Raw genomic sequence first — 25,245 nt, 5'->3', positions numbered from 1 at the left:
TATAATAATATTAGATTTCAAAAAAGGTTAAAAAATATGGCTCCAATTAAATATCGAAGCCATTTTTGTAATTCACAATGATATATCCCTTTTAACAATGTCTACTTTTTAGGGGTCAGACCATTTTGCGACCCCCTTTATGCTTCCCTGTTATTTTTAGAGGGTAACGAAACGTGAGCCACTTTTAATCCATTGATTTTACCTACTTAAAAGAGTTTTTAGATTTAAATAGAAATTTTTATCTATTATTTATATATGCATAAAGCTAAATGTTTTAATGTTTTAATAAAATTTCTAATATTAAAAAGCCTCAAAAAATTAATATTTCTTTTATTGATTACTATCAAAATTTATTTTGATGAAGTACCATTTATACTTATTTCATTAATAGCATCGAAAAGCATCTTTCGTGTGTTGTAGTATATAAGATTCATTATTTTTATTAAAGTAAATTTCTACAACATCAAATCTACAGTTATAATCAAATAATTTTCTTGTAAGTAAATAAAATTTACATAAATTAATTATTTGTTTTTGTTTTGAGTAAGTAACAGCTTCACATGGTAAGCCATAGTTGTAGTTGTACCTACTTTTTACTTCTACGAAAACAATTAAGCCATTATGCCTACATATCAAATCTATTTCACCGTATTTATTTTTAAAATTCTTATTTAATATGTAATAACCCTTTGATTTTAAATAAGATGAAGCTAGATCTTCACCATAAAAGCCAATACATTTATTAAATTTACTCATAAAATACCACCATTAATTTAAATAAAATTAATAATTATAAAAAATTATTATCACCTTATAATATTGACAAAAATAATATATTAAATCATAAAAAATTAATGTTTAATAATTAAATTATAATGTCAATAATGTTTAAGAGGTGATAATTATGTCAATTGAAATAATAAGTGCTACACATAATGGACTTGATGGAATACTTATAAATGTTGAAGTAGATATTAATAAAGGAATGCCAAGTTTTAGTATAGTGGGTCTTCCTGATGCTTCAATAAAAGAATCGAAGGAAAGAGTGAGGTCTGCTATAGTTAATAGTGGCTTTGAGTTTCCGCTAGGAAGAATTACTATAAATTTAGCTCCAGCTGATATCAAAAAGATAGGTTCATTACTTGATTTACCTATAGCTCTTGGCATACTTATGAAATCAAATCAAATTATTAATAAAAATTTGAAAGACTTTATAGTTTTTGGTGAACTTTCTTTAGGAGGAGAACTAAAAGAGATAAAGGGAATACTTCCGATAATATTTGAAGGTGAAAATAATAAGAAAAATAATTTTATTTTTCCTTTAAATAATTTAAATGAATTAAGATCCTTTAATATAGGAAATTTTTATCCTTTCAGAAATTTGAAAGAAGTTGTTTCATTTATTAATAATGAGGATTTATTACCATTTAGTTTTGAAGGCGAAGTTAAAAAGGCTAATAAAATATATTTAGATTTTTCAGATATAATCGGACAAAAAACATCTAAAAGAGCAATGGAGATTGCAGCAGCAGGTAAACATAATATATTACTTTATGGATCACCTGGTTCAGGAAAAACAATGCTTGCAAAGGCATTACCATCGATATTACCACCCCTTACTTATAAGGAAGAAATGGAAATTGCAAAGATATATAGTGCATCTGGAATATTTTCAGGGGAAGATGGTGTTATTAGACCTTTTAGAAATCCGCATCATACAATAACTAAAATAGCTTTAGTTGGCGGTGGAAAAGAAGTGAAAGCAGGGGAAATAACTTTAGCACACAATGGAGTACTTTTTTTAGATGAAATATTAGAATTCAAAAGAGATGTACTAGATGTTTTAAGAGAGCCATTAGAAGAAAAAGTAATTAATATAAATAGAATTAATGGAACATATAAATTACCTTCTAATTTCTTGCTTGTTGGAGCTTTTAACCCTTGTCCGTGTGGGCTTTACTTAGGAGGAATAGATGAAAATAGATGTATATGCTCTGAAAATGAAAGGAGAAAATATTTAAATAGATTATCAAGAGCGCTTTTAGATAGAATTGATCTGTTAAATTACGTACCTAGATTAAAGTATGAGGATATATCAAGAAAAAATGATAAATTAAGCTCTGAAAAGATGAAAATAAAGGTACTAGAAGCGAGAAAAATACAAAAAAATAGATATAAAAATAGCGAATATAGCTATAATTCAGAGGTGAGAGGAAGAGATTTTGAGTGTTTATTTAAAATTTCAGAAGGTGCAAAAAATTTATTAAAGATGTGTTATGAAAGATACAATTTAACTATGAGAGGATATGATAAAATAATAAAAGTTTCTAGAACGATTGCAGATTTAGAAGCTTCAGATAAAATATACGAACATCATGTTTTTGAAGCTTTAGGCTATAGAAAAAATGTGGATGGAGAAATAATTTAAATAAAGGTGGTTATTATGAAAAATGACGAATTATGGTTTATTTTAACTAATATATCTAACGAAAAGAAATTATTGCTATTAAAAAGATATGAAAATGAAAGTAATATCAGGAAGCAAAAATATGAAATAAGAGAATTACAAAAGATAAAGGATAAAGATATTTCTGAAGAGAAAATTAGTGATTTTAATAATTACATAAATAGTAATGGAATAGGATATATTACAATTAACTCAAAAGAATATCCAGAAATTTTAAAGCATATTGAAGAACCACCTTACGTACTATTTTATAAAGGTAATTTAGAATTATTAAGGGGAAAATTAGCAGCTGTAATAGGAGCAAGAAAATGTACTCAATATGGAATAGAAGTAGCTAAAATTATTGGAAGGGAATTAAGCGAAAATAATATAACTGTTGTAAGCGGATTAGCAGCTGGAATAGATTCAGTAGCACAAAAAATTGCTTTAGAATATAATGGTAAGACTATAGGAGTATTAGGATGTGGAATAGATGTAGTATATCCTAAATGCAATAAATTTTTATATGAGAAAGTTATAAGAGAAGGGTTACTAATTTCAGAATTTTTACCTAAAACTCCACCTATGGCATATAATTTTCCAAGAAGAAACAGAATAATAAGTGGAATAAGTGATAAAGTAATAATAGTAGAAGCAAATAAAAAAAGTGGTACTCTTATTACTGTAGACTATGCTTTAAGTATAGGTAAAGAAATAATGGCAGTTCCGGGACCCGTGATAAATGGTAATAGCGAAGGATGCAATAAATTAATAAGAGATGGAGCAAAGCCATTTACTGAAATGGAAGATTTATATGATTTTTTTAATATAAAAAAAGATATTAAAGAAAAAAATGAAAATAATGGATATAAAGAGTATCTTTTAAAGGTTATAGATAATGAACCAAAACACTTAGATGATATAATAGAATCTGTAAATGTTGACAGAAAGGTATTGTTTGAGTTATTATTTGAAATGCAAAATAGAAATGAAATTATTTGTCTTCCAGGCAATTATTATGCAAAATCATTATAAATTTAAGGGGGTGTAAACTCCATAAAAATTACTGGAGTTTTTATGTATGGGACAAAATCTTGTAATAGTAGAATCACCTGCAAAGGCTAAGACTATAGGAAAGTATCTTGGTAAGAATTATATAGTAGAAGCATCTATGGGACATGTAAGAGATTTGCCAAAAAGTAAATTAGGCGTTGATATAGAAGATAATTTTAATCCAAAATATATAACTATAAGAGGAAAAGGTGAACTTTTAAGTAAGCTTAAAAAAGCAGCTAAGAAAGCAGATAAAATATATCTTGCAACTGACCCTGACCGTGAAGGTGAAGCGATATCATGGCATTTAGCTAATATTTTAAATATTTCAGAAGATGAAAAATGTAGAATTGTATTTAACGAAATTACTAAAACTGCTGTAAAGTCATCTATAAAAGAAGCAAGAAAGATAAATATAAATTTAGTAGATGCGCAACAAGCAAGAAGAATATTAGATAGATTAGTTGGTTATGAAATTAGCCCTATATTATGGAAAAATATAAAATGGGGGTTAAGTGCTGGAAGAGTTCAATCAGCAGCATTAAAGCTTATATGTGATAGAGAAGAAGAAATTAATCGCTTTGAACCAAAAGAGTATTGGAGTGTTGATTGTATAGCAACTAAAGATAGAAAGAAGTTTCCAATAAAGTTATCACAATATAAAGGCAAGAAGATTGAAATAAGTACTAAAGAAGAAAGTGATAAAATAATAGAAGAATTAAAGAAAGATAAGTTTATAGTTACTAAAGTGAAAAAAGGAACAAAGGTAAAAAATCCATTACCACCTTTCACAACTAGTACACTTCAGCAAGAAGCATCAAAAAAGTTAAATTTTATGACTAAAAGAACTATGTCTATAGCTCAAGTACTATATGAAGGTATAGAAGTTAAAGGATATGGCACAGTTGGATTAATAACTTATATGAGAACTGACTCAGTTAGAATTTCTGATGAAGCACAAGGAAAAGCTTTAGAGTTTATTAATTCGAATTTTGGGGAAGATTATGCACCAAGTTCTCCAAGAATATATAAGGGAAAGAAAAATATTCAAGATGCTCATGAAGCTATAAGACCATCTATAATTGATATTACTCCTGAAATTGCAAAGAACTCTTTAACTACAGAGCAATTTAAATTATATTCATTGATTTGGAATAGATTTATGGCAAGTCAAATGGCTTCATGTGAATTAAATACAAATAATGTAGAAATTAAAAATGGAGATTATAAGTTTAGAGCAAGTGGATCTACTATAAAATTTGAGGGATTTATGAAGCTTTATGAATATCTAACAGAAGAAGATAGTGAAGATGTGTCATTACCTAAATTAGAAGAAAATGATGAATTAAATAAGGTTGATATAGAAGGAAAACAACACTTCACACAACCACCAGCGCGTTATAGTGAAGCATCTTTTGTAAAATTGCTAGAAGAAAAGGGGATTGGAAGGCCAAGTACTTATGTTCCAACAATAACTACAATATTAAGTAGGGATTATATAAAGAGAGAAAAGAAAACATTATTTCCAACAGAACTTGGCTTTATAGTTAATAATATGCTTAGTGAATATTTTAAGCAAATAGTAGATGTTGATTTTACAGCTGAAATGGAAAGAAATCTTGATCATATAGAAGAAGGTCAAGAAGAGTGGAGAAAAGTAGTTGGAGAATTCTTTGAGCCATTGAAAATTGCAATAGATAAAGCTGAAAAAGAAGTATCAAAGGTTGTTATAGAAGATAAGGTAAGCGATGTTCCATGTGATAAATGTGGTCGCATGATGGTAATAAAGCATGGTAGATATGGAGATTTCTTGGCTTGTCCGGGATATCCTGAATGTAAAAATGCAAAACCGATTGTTGAAGAAATAGAAGCTCCGTGTCCAAAATGTGAAGGAAAGATATTAGCCAAGAAAAGTAAAAAAGGTAAAAAATTCTTTGGTTGCGCTAACTATCCTCAATGTGACTTTGTTAGTTGGAACGAGCCGTTAAAAGATAAATGTCCAGACTGTGGAGCTTATATGGTTCTAAAATACAGCAAGACAAAAGGAAGCTATGCACAATGTTCTGATTCGAATTGTAACAAAACTGTTAACTTAAATAGGGAAAGTAATAATAATTAATAAATAGAAATCAATTACAGTTTAATAAAGTATTAAAATAAGCAATTTTTCAAGTGTAATGTCGAAAAGCGTAAAAAATTTGTTGAAAATAAGTACTTCCTATGTTAGTATAAATAAGTAATTAAGATGTTTTGAGAAAATTTAATGAATTTTAAATTTTCAAAAAATTTAACAGGCTTTTTATAGGAGGAAGATGGGATGTCATCATTATTAAATAAGACAAGAATGTTGAATAAAATACTGCAAAAATCCGGTACAGATCCTGTAGCATTTGAAGACATATGCTCTTTATTAAGCGAAGTATTATTATGTAATGTCTATGTGGCAAGCAGAAAAGGCAAGATTCTTGGATATTCATTTTCAAAAAGTTTTGAATGTGATGTTATGAAAAATCAAGTTATAGATGAAAAGAGATTTCCAAAAGAGTATAATGATAATTTATTAAATGTTCATGAAAGTATTGCTAATTTAGCTAATAAAGGGATATGTGTTTTTGAAAATCAAGGAAATTGTATTATGGAAGATAAGATTAGTACAATAGTTCCTATAATCGGAAATAGAGAAAGACTTGGTACTTTAATTCTTGCAAGATTTGGTGAAGAATTTACAGACGAAGATTTAGTTTTAGCTGAATATAGTGCAACTATAGTAGGTATGGAAATATTAAGATCAAAGCAATTAGAAATAGAAGATGAAGCAAGAAAGAAAGCAGTTGTACAATTAGCTATAGGAACTTTATCTTATTCTGAGCTTGAAGCTGTTGAACATATTTTTGGTGAGTTAGAAGGAAACGAAGGATTACTAGTTGCATCAAAAATAGCTGATAAAGTTGGAATAACAAGAAGTGTTATAGTTAATGCACTTAGAAAGTTTGAAAGTGCAGGGGTAATAGAGTCAAGGTCTCTTGGAATGAAGGGAACACATATAAAGATATTAAATGAAAAGCTACTAGATGAATTAAAAAAGATAAATTAACATAAACTAAAAGCGTCAAGTTACTTGTTGTAATCTGGCGCTTTTAGAATTTATAAGAAAAGTTATAATATTATATATAAAAATATTTAATAATAATAGAAAAAGTTTTATAAAATAAAAAATAGGAAAAATAGATTGAATTTTCTTATGATGTAAAAAGTATTTAATTTTACATTTATTGATTTTTAGATGAAAAAAATGTTGCTACTACATTTAGCTTATGTTATACTAACTAAGGTAAATAAATACACACATTATTAGATTTATAAAGACGGTGCCTTATTTAAGGAAACTTTATAAGAAGGTAATGGAGGAAAAAACCAGGAGGTAACAGAATGTCAGTTATATCAATGAAACAATTATTAGAAGCAGGTGTACACTTTGGACACCAAACAAGAAGATGGAACCCTAAGATGGCTCCTTATATATTCACAGAAAGAAATGGAATATATATAATAGATCTTCAAAAGACAGTTAAGAAAGTAGATGAAGCTTATAACTTCATAAAGGAAGTAGCTGCAGAAGGAAAAGAGATTTTATTTGTAGGAACTAAGAAACAAGCTCAAGAAGCTATCGAAGAAGAAGCAATAAGATCAAATATGCACTTTGTTAATAATAGATGGTTAGGTGGTATGTTAACAAACTTCAAAACTATCAAAACAAGAATTAACAGATTAGAAACTTTAAAGACTATGGAAGAAGATGGTACATTTGAAGTTTTACCAAAGAAAGAAGTTATAAAGTTAAGAGGCGAAATGGAAAAACTAGAAAAGAACTTAGGTGGAATTAAGAACTTAGATTCTACTAACATAGGTGCTATATTTGTAGTTGATCCAAGAAAAGAAAAGAACGCTATTTCAGAAGCTAAGATATTAGGAATACCAGTAGTAGGTATAGTTGATACTAACTGTGATCCAGAAGAAGTTGATTACGTAATTCCAGGAAACGATGATGCAATCAGAGCTGTTAAATTAATAACTGCTAAAATTGCTGATGGTATAATCGAAGGAAGACAAGGCGAACAATTAGCTGAGTAATAAAATTAAAGGGTAGGTGAGTTAACTCATTTACCTTTTGACCTAAATAATAAGGTTTACATTAAGTTAGGAGGAATTTACATTATGATAACTGCTCAATCAGTTAAAGAATTAAGAGAAAAAACTGGTGCAGGAATGATGGACTGCAAAAAGGCTTTAACAGAAGCTCAAGGAGATATGGAAAAAGCTATTGAAATATTAAGAGAAAAGGGTCTTGCTGCTGCTGCTAAGAAAGCAGGAAGAGTTGCTGCTGAAGGTATAGTAAAAACTTACATATCTGAAGATAAGAAATCAGCAGGTATAGTTGAGTTAAACTGTGAAACAGACTTCGTTGCTGCTAATGAAGAATTTGTGAATTTTGCAGATAGATTAGCTCAAATGGCATCTACAACTTCTGCTACAACTGTAGAAGAATTTGTTGCTGAAAAATATGATGCTGAAAATACAGTTTCAGAAGCACTTACTGCTTTAATAGCTAAGTTAGGTGAAAATATGACTGTAAGAAGATTCAACAAGTTTGCTGTAGCAAATGGTGTAGTTGAAAGTTACATCCACGGTGGTGGAAGAATCGGTGTTGTTGTTGAATTAGGATGCGATGCTGATAATACTGCTGTTTTAACAGAAGTAGCAAAAGACGTTTGTATGCAAGTTGCTGCTGCTAACCCAACATTCTTAAGCAGAGAAGATGTAGATCAAGAATCTTTAGAAAAAGAAAAAGAAATCTATAGAGTTCAAGCTTTAAATGAAGGAAAACCAGAAAACATAGTTGAAAAAATGGTAATGGGAAGAATTCAAAAATACTACAAAGAAGTTTGTCTTTTAGATCAAGCATGGGTTAAAGATGGCGATAAGAGCATAAGCAAATACCTTCAAGAAAAATCAAAGGAAGTTGGTTCTCCTATAACTATCAATAAGTTTGTAAGATTCGAAAGAGGAGAAGGTATCGAAAAAGCAGAAGATAACTTCGCAGAAGAAGTAGCTAAGATGACTAAGTAATACAAAGGAGGACACATATGTGTTCTCTTTTTTTAGGAAGTAACCAAATAATATATGGAGGTACTAAGAATGGAAAAATGTCAATATAAGAGAGTAATTCTTAAGGTTTCAGGAGAAGCTTTAGCAGGGGTAAATGGATTTGGGTTTGATTTTGATATAATAAAAAGAATTACATTAGAAGTTAAAGATTTAGTAGAAATGGGAATAGAAGTAGGATTAGTAGTAGGTGGAGGAAACATCTGGAGAGGAAGAAGTGGAGAAGGAATGGATAGATCACAAGCAGATCATATGGGAATGCTTGCTACATGTATAAATGCTTTAGCTCTTCAAGATTCACTTGAACAAAATGGAGTAATGACAAGAGTTCAAACTGCTATAGAAATGAAAGAAATTGCTGAACCATTTATAAGAAGAAGAGCAGTAAGACATTTAGAAAAAGGTAGAGTAGTTATATTTGCAGCAGGAACAGGAAATCCATATTTTTCAACTGATACTACAGCGGCTTTAAGAGCAGCAGAAATTGAGGCAGATGTTATACTTTTAGCTAAAAAAGTTGATGGTGTTTATGATAAAGATCCATATAAGTACTCAGATGCTAAAAAATATGATACACTTACTTATATAGAAGTGCTTGAAAAAGGATTACAAGTAATGGATTCAACTGCAACTTCATTGTGCATGGATAACAATATTCCAATCTTAGTATTTGGATTAGAAGAACCAGGAAATATAAAAAGAGCTATTTCTGGTGAAAAAATAGGAACGTTAGTTTCATCTAAAAAATAGGAGGTTTTTATGATTAAGGATATTATTCAAAAAGCAGAAGAAAAAATGAAAAAAACTATTTCTGTATTAAAATCTGATCTTTCAACTATGAGAGCTGGTAGAGCTAACCCAACAATGCTTGATAGAATACAAGTTGATTACTACGGTAGCCCATGTCCATTAAATCAAGTAGCTAATATTTCAGCACCAGAACCAAGAGTTTTAGTAATTTCACCTTGGGAAAAAAGTTTAATGAAAGAAATCGAAAAAGCTATACTTACTTCAGATTTAGGAATAAACCCATCAAATGATGGTAGTGTAATTAGATTAGTAGTTCCAGAATTAACAGAAGAAACAAGAAGGAATCTTGTTAAAAATGTTAAGAAAACAGGTGAAGAAGCAAAAGTTGCTTTAAGATCTATCAGAAGAGAAGCTAATGATAAAATTAAAGCATTAAAGAAAGATGGAGAAATAACTGAAGATGAACTTAAAAATTCAGAAGAAAAAGTTCAAAAAATAATAGATTCTTTCGTTAAAGAAGTAGATACAATAATTGTGGCAAAAGAAAAAGAGATTATGTCAATTTAAAACCTGCCTTTAGCAGGTTTTTTTCCATATTAGTAATGGTGGAGGGAACATAAATATGTTAGATATTTTTAAAACTAGTAAAAACAAAATTAATAAAGAAGAAATAGTTTTAGATAAAGAAAATATACCTAAACATATAGCTATAATCATGGATGGTAATGGAAGGTGGGCTAAGCAAAGAAAGCTTCCAAGAACTATGGGGCATAAAGCTGGTGTTGAAACTATAAGAAGAGTAATAAAAGAAGCTCATATATTAGGAATAAAATACTTGACTTTATATGCATTTTCAACTGAAAATTGGAAGAGGCCGGATGATGAAGTTTCTGCACTTATGAAATTGCTTGTTGAATATTTAAGAAGTGAATTAGCTGAATTAAATAGGAATGGTGTTGTGATTAGAATTTTGGGTGATATAAATAAGTTACCAATTGAGGCTCAAAAGGAAGTTAATGAAGCAATAAATATAACTAGAAACAATAATGGAATAGTATTAAATATAGCTTTCAATTATGGTGGTAGAGATGAGATAATAAGAGCAGTTAAGATGGTATCAGAAGAGGCTAAAAAGGGAAAAATAAATATAAATGATATTAATGAAGAAGTATTTGAAAAATATTTATATACCAATAATATGCCAGATCCAGATTTAATTATAAGACCTTCAGGTGAACAAAGAATTAGCAATTTTTTATTATGGCAATGTGCTTATTCAGAATTTTGGTATTCCAATGTATGTTGGCCAGATTTTAATGAAGAACACTTACATAAAGCCATATATGATTATCAGCATAGAGATAGGAGATATGGGGGAGTATAATAGTTGAGGTGGAAAAATGAAGTTAAATAGTAGATATTTAGGAGCAGCTATAATAGCTCCATTTATACTCTTTATTTTACTAGGTGGAATTTGGCTTAAGTCTTTTACAATAGTTATTTCAGTATGTGGTTTATATGAATTTTATAAGGCATTAAAAGAAAAGAAGTTTAAGCCGGTACCTATAGTAGGGTATGTACTTTTAGTAATTTTTTATTTAAGAGGAAATAACTTTGAAGAAATTATGTATATTATAGTTCTTGCGGCTATAGTTTTACTAATTATACCTATTATAAATTTAAAATATACATTTATTGATGTTTCAATAACTTTATTAGGTTTTTTATATGTAGGTGTGCTATTTAGCTTTATACCTATAGTAAATAGTAAAGTTGGTGGCGAGTATTTAGTATGGTTAATTTTCTTAGGATCTTGGATTGCAGATACAACTGCATATTATGCAGGTAAGTATTTAGGGAAAAGAAAGCTTTGCCCAGAAGTGAGTCCTAAAAAGACTGTTGCTGGTTCGGTAGGTGGATTCTTAGGAAGCACTATTGGATGTGGAATATATGGATTAATAATTGGTAACTATGTACCTGAAGTTTCAATAATTCATTTCTTTTTAATAGGTGCATTATGTGGAATAATGGGTCAGTTTGGCGATTTAGTCGCATCATCTGTAAAAAGATATGTGGGAATTAAAGATTATAGTAATTTAATACCTGGACATGGCGGGATTTTAGACAGATTTGATTCTATATTATTTAATTCAGCTGTAGTTTTTTATTACCTAACTTTCATAGTAGGAATTTAGATGAAAGTACTATAAGATCAAATATTTAGAATATATACAATTTATCAATTTAAAAAAGGTAGGGATAACCATTCCCTACCTTTTTCATGTTTAAAATAAATTTATATTATGAAAGAGTAAGGTATGTATTAGCATTAATATTAATATAATCATAGTATTGATGTTTCAATTAGTAATCTGTAAATTTAAATATGCTAATATATTAAATATCTAGTATATTAAGTTAAGTAAAATATTATGATTGAAAACATATGAGTATTTAAATTTTTTTATATATAAGTTACTTAATACTAGATATATTTGAATGCTTTCAATTGGTTATATATTTGAGTTAAATATAGTTTCTAGTACAACTTATATATGAGTTAATAAGGAGTAGTATTATGAAATTATACGATACTTACAATAAAATAATAAACTTAGTAATTACATTTATTATTATTTCATTAATTACAATATTAATAAAAAACTATTTTCAACCCTTTATTATTGTTGTTATAATGATTTTAATAACTCAACCAGTATACAAATTTTTTGTGAAAATTAATTTACCGAAATCTATGTGCGCAATCTTAAGTCTACTCATAATAAATATTTTTATATTTATTATGATATTTTATTTCGGAAATACAATTTTAAGTTTATTTTATAAATTTTATAGAAATAATATGTCAGAGGTAGATGCATTTATTAAAAATATGAAAATACTTTTAAATTTTGACTTAAACAAGATGTTGCAAACATTAAGTGGATTCTTTAGTAGTAATATGATAATGCAAGGGGCGATTGTGACTGGTGATGGAGTTGTTTCTTATTTCTTAGCAAATATAATAGATTACTTTATATTGGTAGATAAGAATAAAATTTATGATTTACTAAAAAACTTATTTCCTAAAGAAATTATAAATAACTTTATGGAGAAAATAAAAAATTTAAAAGAAGTTTTTAAAATAGAAGTCAGATTGATAATATTAAGTGCTTTTATAATAACTTTAGGATTTAAGATACTTGGAATACATAATAGTATTTTTTTAGGAAGTCTATGTTCTATTTTAGATATACTTCCTTTTGTTGGAACAACAATTGTTTTTATGCCAATTATAATATACAATATTATAATGAAGAGGTACTTATTAGTAATTGGATTAATTTCGTTATATTTGTTAGAAAGGTTTGTTAGGGAAATATTAGAGGCAAAATTTCTAAGTAGTAAGCTAGAGATTCATCCATTAATAGTTATAGTATCGATTTATGTAGGGGTAAAAATGTTTGGATTTGTTGGTATAATTGCAGGTCCGATTTACAGTATAATTGCAAAAGATATGATTTACAGTAGTTAAATACTAAATGCTAGGAGGTAAGTATGAAAAACATTTCAATTTTAGGGGCTACAGGCTCGATAGGCACTCAAACTTTGGATGTGATAAGAAACTCAAATAATGAAATTAAGCTTATAGGTATAAGTGCTAATTCATCTGTTGAAAAGATTAAGGAAATAATAAAGGAATTTAATCCTAAGTATGTAGCCATGATGGATGATGAAAGTTCAAAAGCTATAAAAAAATATTGCTTAGATAACAATTTAAAGATAGAAGTCTATTCGGGGATAGAAGGTCTTGAAAAAATTGCTACTTTAGATGAGATAGATATGGTTTTAACATCAGTAGTGGGTATGATTGGGCTAAGACCAACTATAAAAGCCATCGAAGCAAAAAAAGATATAGCATTAGCTAATAAAGAAACTTTAGTTGTAGCTGGCGAATTAGTAATGAAAAAAGCAAAAGAAATGGGAGTAGATATACTGCCGGTAGATTCAGAACATAGTGCTATATTCCAAGCCTTAAATGGGTATACTGAAAAAGATGTAAAGAAAATTATTTTAACAGCTTCAGGGGGACCATTTAGAGGAAAGGATACTGAATATTTAAAAAGTGTTACTGTAAAGGATGCATTAAAACATCCAAAATGGAATATGGGTCAAAAAATATCTATAGATTCAGCAACACTTATGAATAAAGGACTTGAAGTTATTGAAGCACATTTCTTATTTAATTGTTCATATGAAAACATAGAAGTAGTAGTTCATCCGCAAAGTATAATTCATTCTATGGTAGAATATAATGATGCAAGCGTTATTGCTCAGTTAGGATCAACAGATATGAAGTTACCTATACAATATGCAATTAATAAAAAAGAAAGAAAACATGCTATAGCAGAAAGACTTAATTTTTATGAAATTGGAGCACTAACTTTTGAAAAACCTGACTTAGAAACTTTTAAATGCTTAAAGCTTGCTTATAAAGCTGGAAGAGAGGGCGGGCTAGCACCATGTATATTAAACGGTGCTAATGAAGAAGCAGTAGCTTTACTATTAGAAGAAAAGATAAAATTTTTACAAGTTGCAGAAATAATAGAAGAAGCTTTAGAATACTTTAAAGATGAAAAATCAAATGAAATTACTTTAGAAAATGTAATTGAATTAGATAAGAAAGTAAGAGAATATATAAGGGCAAGATGGAATTAGGAGGAGAGATATATTGTATATAATCTATGCGTTATTAGGATTTAGTTTGCTTATAATAGTTCATGAACTTGGGCATTTTATTATGGCAAAGGTTAATGGAATAAAGGTTGAAGAATTTGCTATTGGAATGGGACCTAAAATACTTTCTACTCAAGGAAAAGAAACAAAATATTCAATAGGTTTGTTTCCTATTGGAGGATATGTTAAAATGATGGGAGAAGAAGAAGAGGTTCAAGATGAAAGAAGCTTTTCTTCAAAATCGCCTCTTAGAAGAATAAGTGTTATTATAGCAGGAGCAACTATGAATTTCTTATTTGCTATAATTATCTTTACAGTGTTTTTAAATAAGTTTGGATATAGTTTACCTAAGGTAAATAGCTTAATTGAAAATATGCCAGCAATGGAGGCAGGGTTACAAGAAGGCGATAAATTCTTAAAAGTTAATGGAAGTAGAGTATTTTCTGCAGATGATTTAACAATAGGAATAAGTCTTGCAAAAGATAATCCAATTAACTTTTTAATTGAAAGAAGTGGGGAGAAAAAGGAAGTTACTGTTACTCCTAAGTTGACAGAGGAAAATGGAAGGGAAAGATACATGATAGGCTTTGGATTTGAAAGAGTAGATAATCCAGGTATTGTGCAAAGTTTTAAACAAAGCTTCAAGGAAACACTATCAGTAATTAGTCAAACTTATAAAAGTTTAAAAATGATGATTATGGGAGAAGTTAATTTTAAAACGGACGTAGGGGGACCGGTATCTATTATTAGAATGTCTAGTGAAGCCGCAAAAAATGGTATATGGAATCTTATGTATTTTATAGCTTTCATAAGTATAAATTTAGCTGTGTTTAATATGTTACCATTCCCAGCACTAGATGGTGGATGGACTGTAATATTATTAATAGAGCTTATTACAAGAAGAAAAGTTCCAGATAAGATAGTTGGGGCGATGAACTACGTTGGAATAATGCTACTTTTTGGACTTATGATTATAGTTACAATAAAAGATATATTATTCCCTATACAACTTTAGGAGAGAAAAGAAAATGGAAAGAAAAAAAACAAGAAAAGTTAAGGTTGGAAGTTGTTATATAGGAGGAGATGCTCCTGTATCTATTCAATCAATGACAAATACAGATACAAGAGATGTAGAAGCTACATTAGAACAAATAAATACTTTATATAAAGCAGGATGTGAAATAATAAGATGTGCAGTTCCTGATATGAAGGCTGCAGAGGCACTAAAGGGGATATGTGAAAATTCACCAATCCCTGTAGTTGCAGATATACATTTTGATTATAAATTAGCTTTAGCAGCTATTGAAAATGGGGTATCAGCCCTAAGAATAAATCCAGGTAATATTGGAAGTATAGAAAAAGTAAAAATAGTTGCAGAAGCAGCAAAGGCTAAAAATTTACCAATTAGAATTGGTGTAAATTCAGGATCTTTAGAAAAGGATATTTTAGAAAGAGATGGGAAACCAACTGCTAAGGGATTAGTAGAATCAGCTTTAAGACATGTTAAGATACTAGAAGAATTAGAGTTTTATGATATAGTTATATCAATAAAATCATCTGATGTTGTAATGATGATAGAGGCTTATAGACTAATGAGTGAAAGTTGTAATTATCCTCTTCATCTAGGAGTAACAGAATCTGGAACACCTTTTAGAGGAACAATAAAATCAAGTATTGGACTTGGTACACTTTTAGCCGAAGGTATAGGTGATACTGTTAGGGTATCTTTAACTAGTGACCCAATTGAAGAAATAAAGGTTGCAAAAGAAATATTAAAAGCTTTAAAATTAAGAGAAAGTGGATTACAATTTATATCTTGTCCAACTTGTGGTAGAACTCAAATAAATCTTATAAAAATAGCACAAGAAGTTGAAAAAAAATTAGAAAGCATAAATAAAAATATTAAGGTTGCTGTAATGGGATGTGCTGTTAATGGACCAGGAGAAGCAAGAGAAGCAGATATTGGAATTGCTGGTGGTAGAGGAGAAGGTTTAATCTTTAAAAAAGGTATAATCGTTAAAAAAGTAAAAGAAGAAGATTTAATTGAAGAGTTAATGAAAGAAATAGAAAATATGTAATTAAAATAATTGACAATGAATAATGAAAAATTAAGTTAAATAACTACTTAATTGACATTTTACATTGTCAATTATTTCGTTAATGTTTAAGTACCAAATATTAGACACTAAAATCTGAATTGATAATTGTATTGTCCATCTTAAATTTTCCATTTTAAATTTTCCGCTATCAATTGTCCATTATCAATTATATAGGAGGTGTTTTTATTTGAGTGAAGATGCTTTAAAACTTATAAAGAAAGAAATAAATAAAAATGAATCATTAGAAGATAAAGGAATAAATATAATAAAGTTTCAGTTTTTAAAGAAAAGCAATCTTCTAAAAGTAGTATTACGTGGAAAAGATGGTTTAAATAATCAAGAAGAAGATGAAGTTAAAAGAGCAATTAAGAAAACATTAGGAATCGATATTAATATAGAAGTTTTATTTTATAGAGATATATCAAATTTAACACTAAATGAAATAGTAGAAAAGCATTGGGTTGAGGTTACAGAAGATGTGATGAAAAAAGCTCCTTTATCTAAATCTGTACTTACTAAAGGGAAGAAGACTGTTAGCGGTAATACCATAAATATATCTAGTGGATATGAGAAAATAAATGAGCATCTAAATACAAAAGATATTCCAAAACAAATAGCATTAAAGATAGAAAGTATATTTGGAATAAAATCTAAGATAACTTTAGAGTATGATAGCAGCCTAGAAGTAGAAAATGACTATACTGAAAAGCTTGAAAAAGAAAAAGAAGTTTTAAAAGAAATTTTCAGTGGTAGAAATATTTCGGCACAGTCTACAACTAAGCCTAGCGAGGAAAAGCAAAGTTCTAAGCCTAAGAAGCCATATGAAAAAAGAGAATTTAAGAGAGAACCTAAAAGTGAAAATAGCATCTTAGGTAGAGGTATAAGTCAAGAAGCTATTCCAATTAAGGAAATTGATGAGACCTCAGGAGTTGTTGCTGTTATAGGGGAAGTGTTCAAAACAGATATAGTTGAAACTAAAACAGGTAAGACTATATTAACTTTCTTTATTACAGATTATACAAGTTCAATAACTGTAAAATGCTTTTTAAAGCCACAAGAAACTGAAGAAGTATTGGATAATGTTAAGAAAGGCCTATACTGTAAAGTAAGAGGAGAAGCTATTTATGATACATATGCTAGAGAAGTAGTAATAATGGGTAGAGATATCTTAAGAATGAGTAAAATAGAAAGAATGGATGGAGCAGAGGAAAAAAGAGTTGAGCTTCATTGTCATACTACTATGAGTGCCATGGATGGTGTTGTATCAGCTACTAAGATAATAGAAAGAGCAGCAAAGTGGGGACATAAAGCTATTGCAATAACAGATCATGGTGTTGTTCAAGCTTTTCCAGATGCTCAAATTGCAGCTAAAAAAAATAAAATAAAGGTGCTATATGGAGTAGAAGGATATTTAGTTAATGATGGAATACCAATAGCATTAAATGATATGGGGCAAAGTTTTGATGATACTTTTATAGTATTTGATATAGAAACTACAGGATTTTCAGCTAAAAATGATAAGATAATAGAAATAGGAGCTGTGAAAATTAAGGGAAGAGAAGTAATAGATAGATTTAGTGAATTTGTATATCCTAAATGTAGAATTCCTTATAAGATAACAGAACTGACAGGAATAACAGATGAAATGGTTCAAGATGCAGACCCTATAGAGGTTGTTTTGCCTAAATTTATGGGGTTTATAGATGGTTGTGCGGTAGTAGCCCATAATGCAGCTTTTGATACCGGATTTATAAAAAAGAATTGTAATGATTTAGGTCTTGAATTCAATTCAACTATAGTAGACACTGTTCCTCTCGCAAGATTTTTATATCCTGAATTAAAAAGAGTTAAGTTAAATCTAGTAGCTAAACACCTTGGAGTTTCGCTTGAAAATCATCATAGAGCAGTTGATGATGCAAAAGCAACAGCAGAAATTTTCTTGATAGCTATTAAGAAGATGATTGAAGAATTAAATATGAATAGCCTTAATGATTTAAATAAAGAATTCCTTGAAAAAATGGATATTAAAAAGGAAAAGACATATCATATAATAATTTTTGCAAAGACTCAGGAGGGAATGAAGAACTTATATAAATTGGTATCAGAAGCTCATATCGATAATTTTCATAAGAGTCCGAGAGTTAGAAAAAGTAAGCTTATGGAAATGAGAGATGGTCTTATTATTGGTTCTGCTTGTGAAGCAGGAGAGGTATATAGAGCTGTTTTAGATGGAAAATCAGATGAAGAATTGAAAGAAATTATGGCATTTTATGATTATTTAGAAATTCAGCCTATAGGCAATAATGAGTATCTTATAAATAAGGGAAATGTAAAAGATGAAGAAGAACTTAGGATTTTAAACACTAAGATATATAATTTAGGTAAAGAGCTTAATAAACTAGTAGTAGCAACGGGAGATGTCCATTTTTTAGATCCGCAAGATGAGGTTTTTAGAAGAATAATAATGGCAGGACAAGGTTTTTCAGATTCTGAAAAGCAGCCCCCTTTATATTTAAAGACTACTGAAGAAATGTTAAAAGAGTTTTCTTATTTAGGAATAGATGGGGCAAAAGAAGTTGTAATAACTAATCCAGGAGAAGTTGCAGACTCAATAGATGTTTTAAAACCAATACCAGATGAAACATATCCACCTAAAATAGAAGGTGCAGATGATGAAATAAGAGAAATGACTATGGAAAAGGTGCACTCAATTTATGGAGATCCGCTACCTGAAATTGTTCAAAAAAGATTAGATAAGGAATTAAATTCAATTATAAATAATGGTTATGCTGTTCTTTATCTAATTGCACAAAAGCTAGTTGCAAAATCCTTAGCAGATGGATACTTAGTTGGATCGAGAGGATCTGTTGGATCATCCTTTGTTGCAACAATGTCAAATATAACTGAAGTTAATGGGTTACCACCACATTATGTTTGTCCTAATTGTAAAAATTCTGAGTTTTTCTTAGATGGTTCTGTAAGCTCTGGAGCTGATTTAGAGGATAAGGATTGTCCAAAATGTGGAGCTGAATATATAAAAGATGGTCATGATATACCATTTGAAACTTTCCTAGGCTTTGAAGGCGATAAGGAACCAGATATAGATCTTAACTTCTCTGGTGACAACCAAGGAGAAATTCATAAATACACAGAAGTTTTGTTTGGTAAAGGATACGTATTTAAAGCAGGAACAATAGGTACCGTTGCTGAAAAAACAGCATATGGATATGTAAGAAAATATTTAGATGAAAGAGAACTTAGAGCCACAAGTGCTGAAATTGAAAGGCTAACTATTGGGTGTACAGGAATAAAAAGAACAACAGGGCAGCATCCAGGTGGTATTATGGTTGTTCCAAGTGATAATGAAATTTATAATTTTACACCAATACAACGTCCAGCAGATGATCCAACATCAGATGTAACTACAACACATTTTGATTATCACTCCATATCAGGAAGACTACTTAAACTTGATATACTGGGGCATGACGATCCTACCATGATTAGAATGCTTCAAGATTTAACAGGAGTTGATCCAAAAACTATACCATTAAATGATAAAAAGGTTATTTCACTATTTACTTCACCAGAAGCATTAGGAGTAACCAAGGATGAATTAGGATGTGAAGTTGGTAGTTATGGGCTCCCTGAATTTGGAACAAAATTTGTTAGAGGAATGCTTGTAGATACGCAACCAAAAAGTTTTGCTGATTTAGTGAGAATATCTGGCCTTTCACATGGTACAGATGTATGGCTTAATAATGCACAGTACTTCATAAAAGAAGGATATACTACACTTAAAGATTGTATATCCACAAGAGATGACATTATGGTTTATTTAATGTATGCTGGAGTTCCACCTAAGATGGCATTTACTATAATGGAAAGTGTTAGAAAGGGTAAGGGATTAACAGAGGAATTTGAGAAAACTATGAAGGAAAATAATGTTCCTGATTGGTATATAGAGTCATGTAAAAGAATAAAATACATGTTCCCTAAGGGGCATGCTGTCGCTTATGTAATGATGGCTGTAAGGATAGCATATTTTAAGGTATATTATCCGGAAGCTTATTATGCAACATATTTTACTGTAAGAGCAGATGATTTTGATGCAGACCTTATTTGCAAAGGGCCAGGAGCAATAAAAGCAAAATTAGATGAACTTTATGAACTTGGAAATAAAGTTACAGCAAAGGATAAAGGATTGATTACTGTTTTGGAACTTTCCTATGAACTTTATGCAAGAGGACTTAAATTCTTAAAGGTAGATTTGTATATATCAGAAGCAACAAAGTTTACAATTGAGAAAGATGGAATAAGACCGCCTATAAGTGCGCTTCAAGGTGTTGGAGATAATGCAGCAAAAAGTATAGTAGAGGCAAGAAAAGAAGGGGAATTTATATCTAAGGAAGATTTAAGAGTAAGATCAAAAGTTTCAAAAACCGTAATAGAAACTTTAAGTAATCATGGATGCCTTGAAGGGATGTCAGAAACAAATCAATTATCTTTATTTTAAATTAAGTATAAAAACAATATATATGGGGCAAGTAATTAATATAAGTAACGTAATAATTTAATTGCTACCCCTTGTATTTATTAGGAAATTATGATAGGATAATTAAAGAAGTAATTTACTAATAGCTAGAGAATGTGAGTGGGAGTTATAAATGCCCGCTCTTTCTATTTAATTGCAACTACGAATAGTTGCTTTTTTTATAGAGTAGTTAAGATTTAGTAAAACTTTAAAATTAAAAACTGAATATAGTAAAGGAGGGTTAATATGAAAGTTGATGCATTATTAGAAACTATTGATCAATTAGTAAGACCTATAGCTGAAGAACTAAATTATGAAATTTATCATATTGAGTATGTAAAGGAAAATGGAGAATATTATTTAAGAATATATATTGACAAAGATGGTGGTATAGCTTTATCTGATTGTGAAGCCTTATCTAGAAGAGTTAGTGATGTTATGGATGAAAAGGATCCAATTAAAGAAGCATACTTTTTAGAAGTTTCATCACCAGGATTAAATAGAACATTATTTACAGACAATCACTTTAAAAAGCAAATAGGAAAAGAAGTAATGATTAGATTTACAAAATCATTAAATGGAAGAAAAAATTTAAAAGGCATATTAAAGGAAGTAAATGATGATTCAGTTGTTATCGAAGCTGATGAATTAATTACAATTCCAAAAGATAAAATAAAATCAGCCAATTTAGAAGGGGAAATATAATAAGGAGGATATTAGAAATGAACCAAGAGTTTATAAGTGCTCTTAAAGAAATTGTTAAAGATAAGGGGATTAGCGAAGATTTAATTTTCACTACTATAGAGGATGCTTTAGTTGCAGCATATAAAAAGAACTACGCTAGTCCAACAACTTCAGCACAAAATGTTAAAGTAAGCATAAATAGAGAAACAGGGGAAATTCATGTATACGCTCAAAAGGTAGTAGTTGAAGATGTTTATGATGATGTAACTGAAATAAGTTTAGAAGAAGCTAAAGAAGTTAGCCCAAGATATGATCTTGATGATATAGTTGATTTAGAAGTTACTCCAAAGAATTTTGGTAGAGTAGCAGCTCAGCTTGCTAAAGGGGTAGTAACTCAAAGAATAAGAGAAGCTGAAAGAAACATAGTATATTCAGAATACAAAGAGTTAGAATACGACATAATTACAGGAACTGTTTTAAGAAAAGACAAAGGTAATGTCTTTGTAAATCTTGGAAGAATAGAAACGTCTATTGGACCAAATGAACAAATTCCAAGAGAAGAATATAAATTTAATGAAAAAGTAAAACTATATGTTGTAGAAGTTAAAAATGGATCAAAGGGAGCTCAAATTTTAGTTTCAAGAACTCATCCAGGATTAGTAAAAAGACTATTTGAATTAGAAGTACCTGAAATATATGAAGGTGTTGTTGAAATTAAGAGCATTTCAAGAGAAGCTGGTTCAAGAAGTAAAATTGCAGTTTACTCAAATGATGAAAATGTAGATCCAATGGGAGCCTGTGTTGGACCAAAAGGAACAAGAGTTCAAAATATAGTTAACGAACTTAAAGGTGAAAAAATAGACATAATAAAATGGAGCAAAGATCCAGAAGAATTTATAGCAGCAGCATTAAGCCCTTCAAAAGTTTTAGAAGTTGTTGCTTGTGAAGAAACAAAATCTGCAAAAGTAGTTGTAGATGATAATCAATTATCACTTGCAATAGGAAAAGAAGGGCAAAATGTTAGACTTGCAGCGAAGTTAACAAATTGGAAAATAGATATAAAAAGCAAATCCCAAGCAGATGCATTAAAAGAAGAAACAGTTGAAGAAACTATAGAATAAGGGAGGATTTTTATGAAAGTAAAGAAAATTCCTTTAAGAATGTGCACAGGATGTATGGAGATGAAACCTAAAAAGGAACTTATAAGGGTTGTTAAAAGCCCAGAAGGTGAAGTTTCTGTTGATTTAACTGGTAAAAAATCAGGTAGAGGTGCATATATTTGTAAAGATAAAGAATGTTTAGAAAAAGCTTTCAAAGCTAAAAGACTTTCAAGAAACTTAGATATAGCTATAGATGAAGTTATATATAATAGATTAAGGGAAGAGATTGAAAATGAATAAATTTTTTAATTTTCTAGGCCTAGCTAAAAGATCAGGAAATTTAGTTGAAGGGTATAGTAAATGTGATGAACAAAGAAATAGAAAGTCTATTTTTTTATTCATAATGTCAAATGATGCTTCAAGTAGTACAAAAAAGAAGTTTAAAAATCATTGTATAGCAAAAGACATAAAATTTATAGAAGACTTTTCGAAAGAAGAGTTAGGAACTTCAATTGGAAGAGAAGAAGTAAAAATACTAGCTATAACAGACGAAAATATGGCTAAAAAACTTTATACCCTTTACGAAGAGGAAAAAGTTAAAATTTAACCGGGGGTGATTTTATTGTCAAAAATCAGAGTATATGAATTGGCAAAGGAACTGCAAATCAGTTCAAAAGAACTTATAGAATTATTAATGAATGAATTTAGTGTTGATGTGAAAAATCATATGAGCGTTATAGAGGATGAAGATGCAGAATTAATTAAAGAATTAATTGGAGAGGCTGGATCAGCAACAGATAAAACTATAGTTGACGAATATGAAGAAATATTAGCTGAAGAAGTTAATAATCAAGCTAAAAAGAGAAAGAAAAAGAAAGCAGAAGATGTAGTTGAATCAGTTGGTGAAGGTGGATCAGGAGTAGTTGAAATTGGTGAAACTATAACTGTTAAAGAACTTGCAGAAAAACTTGGAAAGCCAACTGCAGATGTTATAAAAACACTTATTTTTACAGGAGTAATGGCTGCAATAAATCAGGAAATAGATTTTGCAACAGCTGAAAAAGTATGTGAAAAGTATGAATGCTTAGTCGTTAAAAAAGAAGAAAAAGAAGAGTTAGAAGTAGTTGAAGAAGAAGAAGTTGTAGAAGAAAACCTAGTTAAGAGACCTCCTATAGTTACAGTTATGGGTCACGTTGACCATGGTAAGACTTCATTATTAGATGCCATAAGAAAAGCTAATGTTACAGCTCATGAAGCTGGTGGTATAACTCAACATATTGGAGCTTATACTGTAAATGTAAATGGTGAAAAATTAACATTTTTAGATACACCAGGACATGAGGCCTTTACAGCAATGAGAGCAAGAGGAGCTCAAGTTACAGATGTAGTTATATTAGTTGTTGCAGCAGATGATGGTATAATGCCACAAACAAAAGAAGCTATTAGCCACTGTAAAGCAGCAGAAGTTCCTATGATAGTAGCTATAAATAAAATAGATAGACCAGGAGCTAATATAGATAGAGTTAAGCAAGAATTAACTGAATATGAATTAGTAGCTGAAGACTGGGGTGGAGACACTATATGTGTTCCTGTATCAGCAAAAACTGGCGAAAATTTAGAACAATTATTAGAAATGGTTTTATTAACATCAGAAATGGGAGAACTTAAAGCAGATCCAAAGAGAAAAGCTAAGGGTACTGTTATAGAAGCTAAACTTGACAAAGGTAGAGGTGCAGTTGCAACATTACTTATTCAAAATGGTACATTACATGTAGGAGATTCAATTTTAGTTGGTTCTACATATGGTAGAATAAGAGCTATGTTTGATGATAAAGGAAAGAGTATAAAAGCAGCAGGTCCTTCTATTCCAGTAGAAATTTTAGGACTTTCAGAAGTTCCAGCAGCAGGAGATAGATTTACTGTTGTTAAAGATGAAAAAACAGCAAGAAATATGGCTGAAACAAGAAGACAAAAAATTAAAGATGAAAGCTTCCATTCAGCAAATAGAGTTTCTCTTGAAGATTTATATAGTCAAATTCAAGAAGGAACAGTTAAAGAGCTTGGAATCATAGTTAAGGCTGATGTTCAAGGATCAGTTCAAGCTATAAAGCAATCATTAGAAAAGCTTTCAACAGAAGATGTTAAGGTAAGAGTAATTCACGGTGGTGTTGGTGCTATAACTGAAACAGATGTTACCCTTGCAACAGCTTCAAATGCATTACTTATAGGATTTAATGTAAGACCTGATTCAAATGCAACAGTTATAGCAGATAAAGAAGGCGTTGACATTAAAACATATAGAATAATTTACGACGCAATAGAAGATGTTAAATCAGCTATGATTGGAATGCTTGATCCAGAATATAAAGAAGTAGTAAATGGAAAAGCAGAAGTAAGAATGGTTTATAAAATTTCAAATGTAGGAACAATTGCTGGATGCTATGTTACAGATGGTAAAATAATAAGAAACTCAGAGGTTAGAGTTATAAGAGATGGAATAGTAATATTTGAATCAACTTTAGCTTCACTTAAGAGATTTAAAGATGATGCAAAAGAAGTAAACACTGGCTATGAGTGTGGTTTAAGTGTTGAAAAATTTAATGATCTTAAAGAAGGTGACGTAATAGAGTCATTTAGTATGCAGGCAATTGAAAGAAAGCAGCTTTAATAAAGAGGTGA

Annotated in this window: 22 protein-coding genes; 21 read left to right on the top strand and 1 reads right to left on the bottom strand. The window is 29.6% G+C overall.

The features are described 5' to 3' along the window. The coding region (locus J7M87_RS20380; RefSeq protein WP_365843969.1) for an IS3 family transposase at positions 1-81 on the top strand (81 nt) is incomplete at its 5' end. Between the two features lie 303 nt (positions 82-384). Here J7M87_RS20380 and J7M87_RS00235 read toward each other — a convergent pair. Further along, the gene (locus J7M87_RS00235) at positions 385-756 is read right to left on the bottom strand and encodes a YraN family protein (protein WP_291647533.1); all 372 of its coding nucleotides are present in this window, start codon (positions 754-756) and stop codon (positions 385-387) included. A gap of 148 nt (positions 757-904) precedes the next feature. On the opposite strand from J7M87_RS00235, the gene J7M87_RS00230 reads away from it, so the two are divergent. From J7M87_RS00230 to infB, 20 genes are all read left to right on the top strand, one after another. Further along, positions 905-2,428: a YifB family Mg chelatase-like AAA ATPase gene (locus tag J7M87_RS00230; RefSeq protein WP_291647531.1), complete on the top strand. Its 1,524-nt coding sequence runs from the start codon at positions 905-907 to the stop codon at positions 2,426-2,428. A gap of 15 nt (positions 2,429-2,443) precedes the next feature. Further along, positions 2,444-3,481 carry a DNA-processing protein DprA gene (gene dprA / locus J7M87_RS00225; protein ID WP_291647530.1) on the top strand — a complete coding sequence of 346 codons (1,038 nt, stop codon included), beginning with the start codon at positions 2,444-2,446 and terminating at the stop codon, positions 3,479-3,481. 46 nt (positions 3,482-3,527) lie between these two features. Next, complete coding sequence (topA, locus tag J7M87_RS00220; RefSeq protein WP_291647528.1) at positions 3,528-5,618, top strand: type I DNA topoisomerase; 2,091 nt, start codon at positions 3,528-3,530, stop codon at positions 5,616-5,618. A 198-nt stretch (positions 5,619-5,816) separates the two neighbouring features. After that, positions 5,817-6,593, top strand: coding sequence for a GTP-sensing pleiotropic transcriptional regulator CodY (codY, locus tag J7M87_RS00215; protein WP_291647526.1), 777 nt, complete (start codon positions 5,817-5,819; stop codon positions 6,591-6,593). 335 nt (positions 6,594-6,928) lie between these two features. After that, positions 6,929-7,630 carry a 30S ribosomal protein S2 gene (rpsB, locus tag J7M87_RS00210; protein ID WP_291647524.1) on the top strand — a complete coding sequence of 234 codons (702 nt, stop codon included), beginning with the start codon at positions 6,929-6,931 and terminating at the stop codon, positions 7,628-7,630. A gap of 84 nt (positions 7,631-7,714) precedes the next feature. Further along, positions 7,715-8,626 (top strand): translation elongation factor Ts, encoded by a 912-nt coding sequence (tsf, locus tag J7M87_RS00205; protein ID WP_291647523.1) that lies wholly within the window; start codon positions 7,715-7,717, stop codon positions 8,624-8,626. Positions 8,627-8,695: 69 nt separating this feature from the next. After that, positions 8,696-9,412, top strand: coding sequence for a UMP kinase (pyrH, locus tag J7M87_RS00200; protein ID WP_291647521.1), 717 nt, complete (start codon positions 8,696-8,698; stop codon positions 9,410-9,412). Positions 9,413-9,421: 9 nt separating this feature from the next. Then, positions 9,422-9,979, top strand: coding sequence for a ribosome recycling factor (frr, locus tag J7M87_RS00195; protein WP_008678400.1), 558 nt, complete (start codon positions 9,422-9,424; stop codon positions 9,977-9,979). A gap of 55 nt (positions 9,980-10,034) precedes the next feature. Continuing rightward, on the top strand, positions 10,035-10,796 hold the full coding sequence (locus J7M87_RS00190) for an isoprenyl transferase (RefSeq protein ID WP_291647519.1): 762 nt from the start codon (positions 10,035-10,037) through the stop codon (positions 10,794-10,796). A 16-nt stretch (positions 10,797-10,812) separates the two neighbouring features. Continuing rightward, positions 10,813-11,607, top strand: coding sequence for a phosphatidate cytidylyltransferase (locus J7M87_RS00185; RefSeq protein ID WP_291647518.1), 795 nt, complete (start codon positions 10,813-10,815; stop codon positions 11,605-11,607). 383 nt (positions 11,608-11,990) lie between these two features. Then, positions 11,991-12,947 (top strand): AI-2E family transporter, encoded by a 957-nt coding sequence (locus J7M87_RS00180; RefSeq protein WP_291647517.1) that lies wholly within the window; start codon positions 11,991-11,993, stop codon positions 12,945-12,947. Positions 12,948-12,970: 23 nt separating this feature from the next. Continuing rightward, entirely contained in the window at positions 12,971-14,131 is a 1,161-nt protein-coding gene (gene dxr / locus J7M87_RS00175) for a 1-deoxy-D-xylulose-5-phosphate reductoisomerase (RefSeq protein ID WP_291647516.1), read from the top strand. A gap of 13 nt (positions 14,132-14,144) precedes the next feature. Further along, positions 14,145-15,164 (top strand): M50 family metallopeptidase, encoded by a 1,020-nt coding sequence (locus J7M87_RS00170; protein WP_291647514.1) that lies wholly within the window; start codon positions 14,145-14,147, stop codon positions 15,162-15,164. Further along, a complete protein-coding gene (gene ispG / locus J7M87_RS00165; RefSeq protein ID WP_291647537.1) occupies positions 15,139-16,227 on the top strand; it encodes a flavodoxin-dependent (E)-4-hydroxy-3-methylbut-2-enyl-diphosphate synthase in 1,089 nt (362 codons plus the stop codon). The genes J7M87_RS00170 and ispG overlap by 26 nt, the downstream gene beginning before the upstream one ends. A gap of 208 nt (positions 16,228-16,435) precedes the next feature. After that, a complete protein-coding gene (locus J7M87_RS00160) occupies positions 16,436-20,764 on the top strand; it encodes a PolC-type DNA polymerase III (protein ID WP_291647512.1) in 4,329 nt (1,442 codons plus the stop codon). A 264-nt stretch (positions 20,765-21,028) separates the two neighbouring features. Continuing rightward, positions 21,029-21,487, top strand: a complete 459-nt coding sequence (gene rimP, locus J7M87_RS00155; RefSeq protein WP_291647510.1) for a ribosome maturation factor RimP — start codon at positions 21,029-21,031, stop codon at positions 21,485-21,487. A gap of 17 nt (positions 21,488-21,504) precedes the next feature. Then, positions 21,505-22,587: a transcription termination factor NusA gene (gene nusA, locus J7M87_RS00150; protein ID WP_291647508.1), complete on the top strand. Its 1,083-nt coding sequence runs from the start codon at positions 21,505-21,507 to the stop codon at positions 22,585-22,587. A 12-nt stretch (positions 22,588-22,599) separates the two neighbouring features. Further along, entirely contained in the window at positions 22,600-22,866 is a 267-nt protein-coding gene (locus tag J7M87_RS00145) for a YlxR family protein (protein WP_008678413.1), read from the top strand. Further along, positions 22,859-23,173, top strand: a complete 315-nt coding sequence (locus tag J7M87_RS00140; protein ID WP_142689944.1) for a ribosomal L7Ae/L30e/S12e/Gadd45 family protein — start codon at positions 22,859-22,861, stop codon at positions 23,171-23,173. Before J7M87_RS00145 ends, J7M87_RS00140 begins: the two co-directional genes overlap by 8 nt. Before the next feature lie 15 nt (positions 23,174-23,188). Then, positions 23,189-25,234, top strand: a complete 2,046-nt coding sequence (gene infB, locus J7M87_RS00135; RefSeq protein WP_291647502.1) for a translation initiation factor IF-2 — start codon at positions 23,189-23,191, stop codon at positions 25,232-25,234. The last annotated feature ends 11 nt before the right edge of the window (positions 25,235-25,245 follow it).

It is taken from the genome of Clostridium sp. (assembly GCF_017888565.1).
In the GTDB taxonomy this organism is placed as follows: Bacteria; Bacillota; Clostridia; order Clostridiales; family Clostridiaceae; genus Clostridium.
This window is presented reverse-complemented; position numbering and strand designations above follow the sequence as displayed.

Coding starts and splice junctions, on each gene's coding strand:
- tsf (WP_291647523.1), top strand. CDS start 7,715: ATGATAACTGCTCAATCAGTTAAAGAATTAAGAGAAAAAACTGGTGCA.
- nusA (WP_291647508.1), top strand. CDS start 21,505: ATGAACCAAGAGTTTATAAGTGCTCTTAAAGAAATTGTTAAAGATAAG.
- J7M87_RS00235 (WP_291647533.1), bottom strand. CDS start 756: ATGAGTAAATTTAATAAATGTATTGGCTTTTATGGTGAAGATCTAGCT.
- frr (WP_008678400.1), top strand. CDS start 9,422: ATGATTAAGGATATTATTCAAAAAGCAGAAGAAAAAATGAAAAAAACT.
- topA (WP_291647528.1), top strand. CDS start 3,528: ATGGGACAAAATCTTGTAATAGTAGAATCACCTGCAAAGGCTAAGACT.
- dprA (WP_291647530.1), top strand. CDS start 2,444: ATGAAAAATGACGAATTATGGTTTATTTTAACTAATATATCTAACGAA.
- rimP (WP_291647510.1), top strand. CDS start 21,029: ATGAAAGTTGATGCATTATTAGAAACTATTGATCAATTAGTAAGACCT.
- J7M87_RS00140 (WP_142689944.1), top strand. CDS start 22,859: ATGAATAAATTTTTTAATTTTCTAGGCCTAGCTAAAAGATCAGGAAAT.
- pyrH (WP_291647521.1), top strand. CDS start 8,696: ATGGAAAAATGTCAATATAAGAGAGTAATTCTTAAGGTTTCAGGAGAA.
- rpsB (WP_291647524.1), top strand. CDS start 6,929: ATGTCAGTTATATCAATGAAACAATTATTAGAAGCAGGTGTACACTTT.
- J7M87_RS00180 (WP_291647517.1), top strand. CDS start 11,991: ATGAAATTATACGATACTTACAATAAAATAATAAACTTAGTAATTACA.
- dxr (WP_291647516.1), top strand. CDS start 12,971: ATGAAAAACATTTCAATTTTAGGGGCTACAGGCTCGATAGGCACTCAA.
- codY (WP_291647526.1), top strand. CDS start 5,817: ATGTCATCATTATTAAATAAGACAAGAATGTTGAATAAAATACTGCAA.
- J7M87_RS00230 (WP_291647531.1), top strand. CDS start 905: ATGTCAATTGAAATAATAAGTGCTACACATAATGGACTTGATGGAATA.
- J7M87_RS00190 (WP_291647519.1), top strand. CDS start 10,035: ATGTTAGATATTTTTAAAACTAGTAAAAACAAAATTAATAAAGAAGAA.
- J7M87_RS00185 (WP_291647518.1), top strand. CDS start 10,813: ATGAAGTTAAATAGTAGATATTTAGGAGCAGCTATAATAGCTCCATTT.
- J7M87_RS00145 (WP_008678413.1), top strand. CDS start 22,600: ATGAAAGTAAAGAAAATTCCTTTAAGAATGTGCACAGGATGTATGGAG.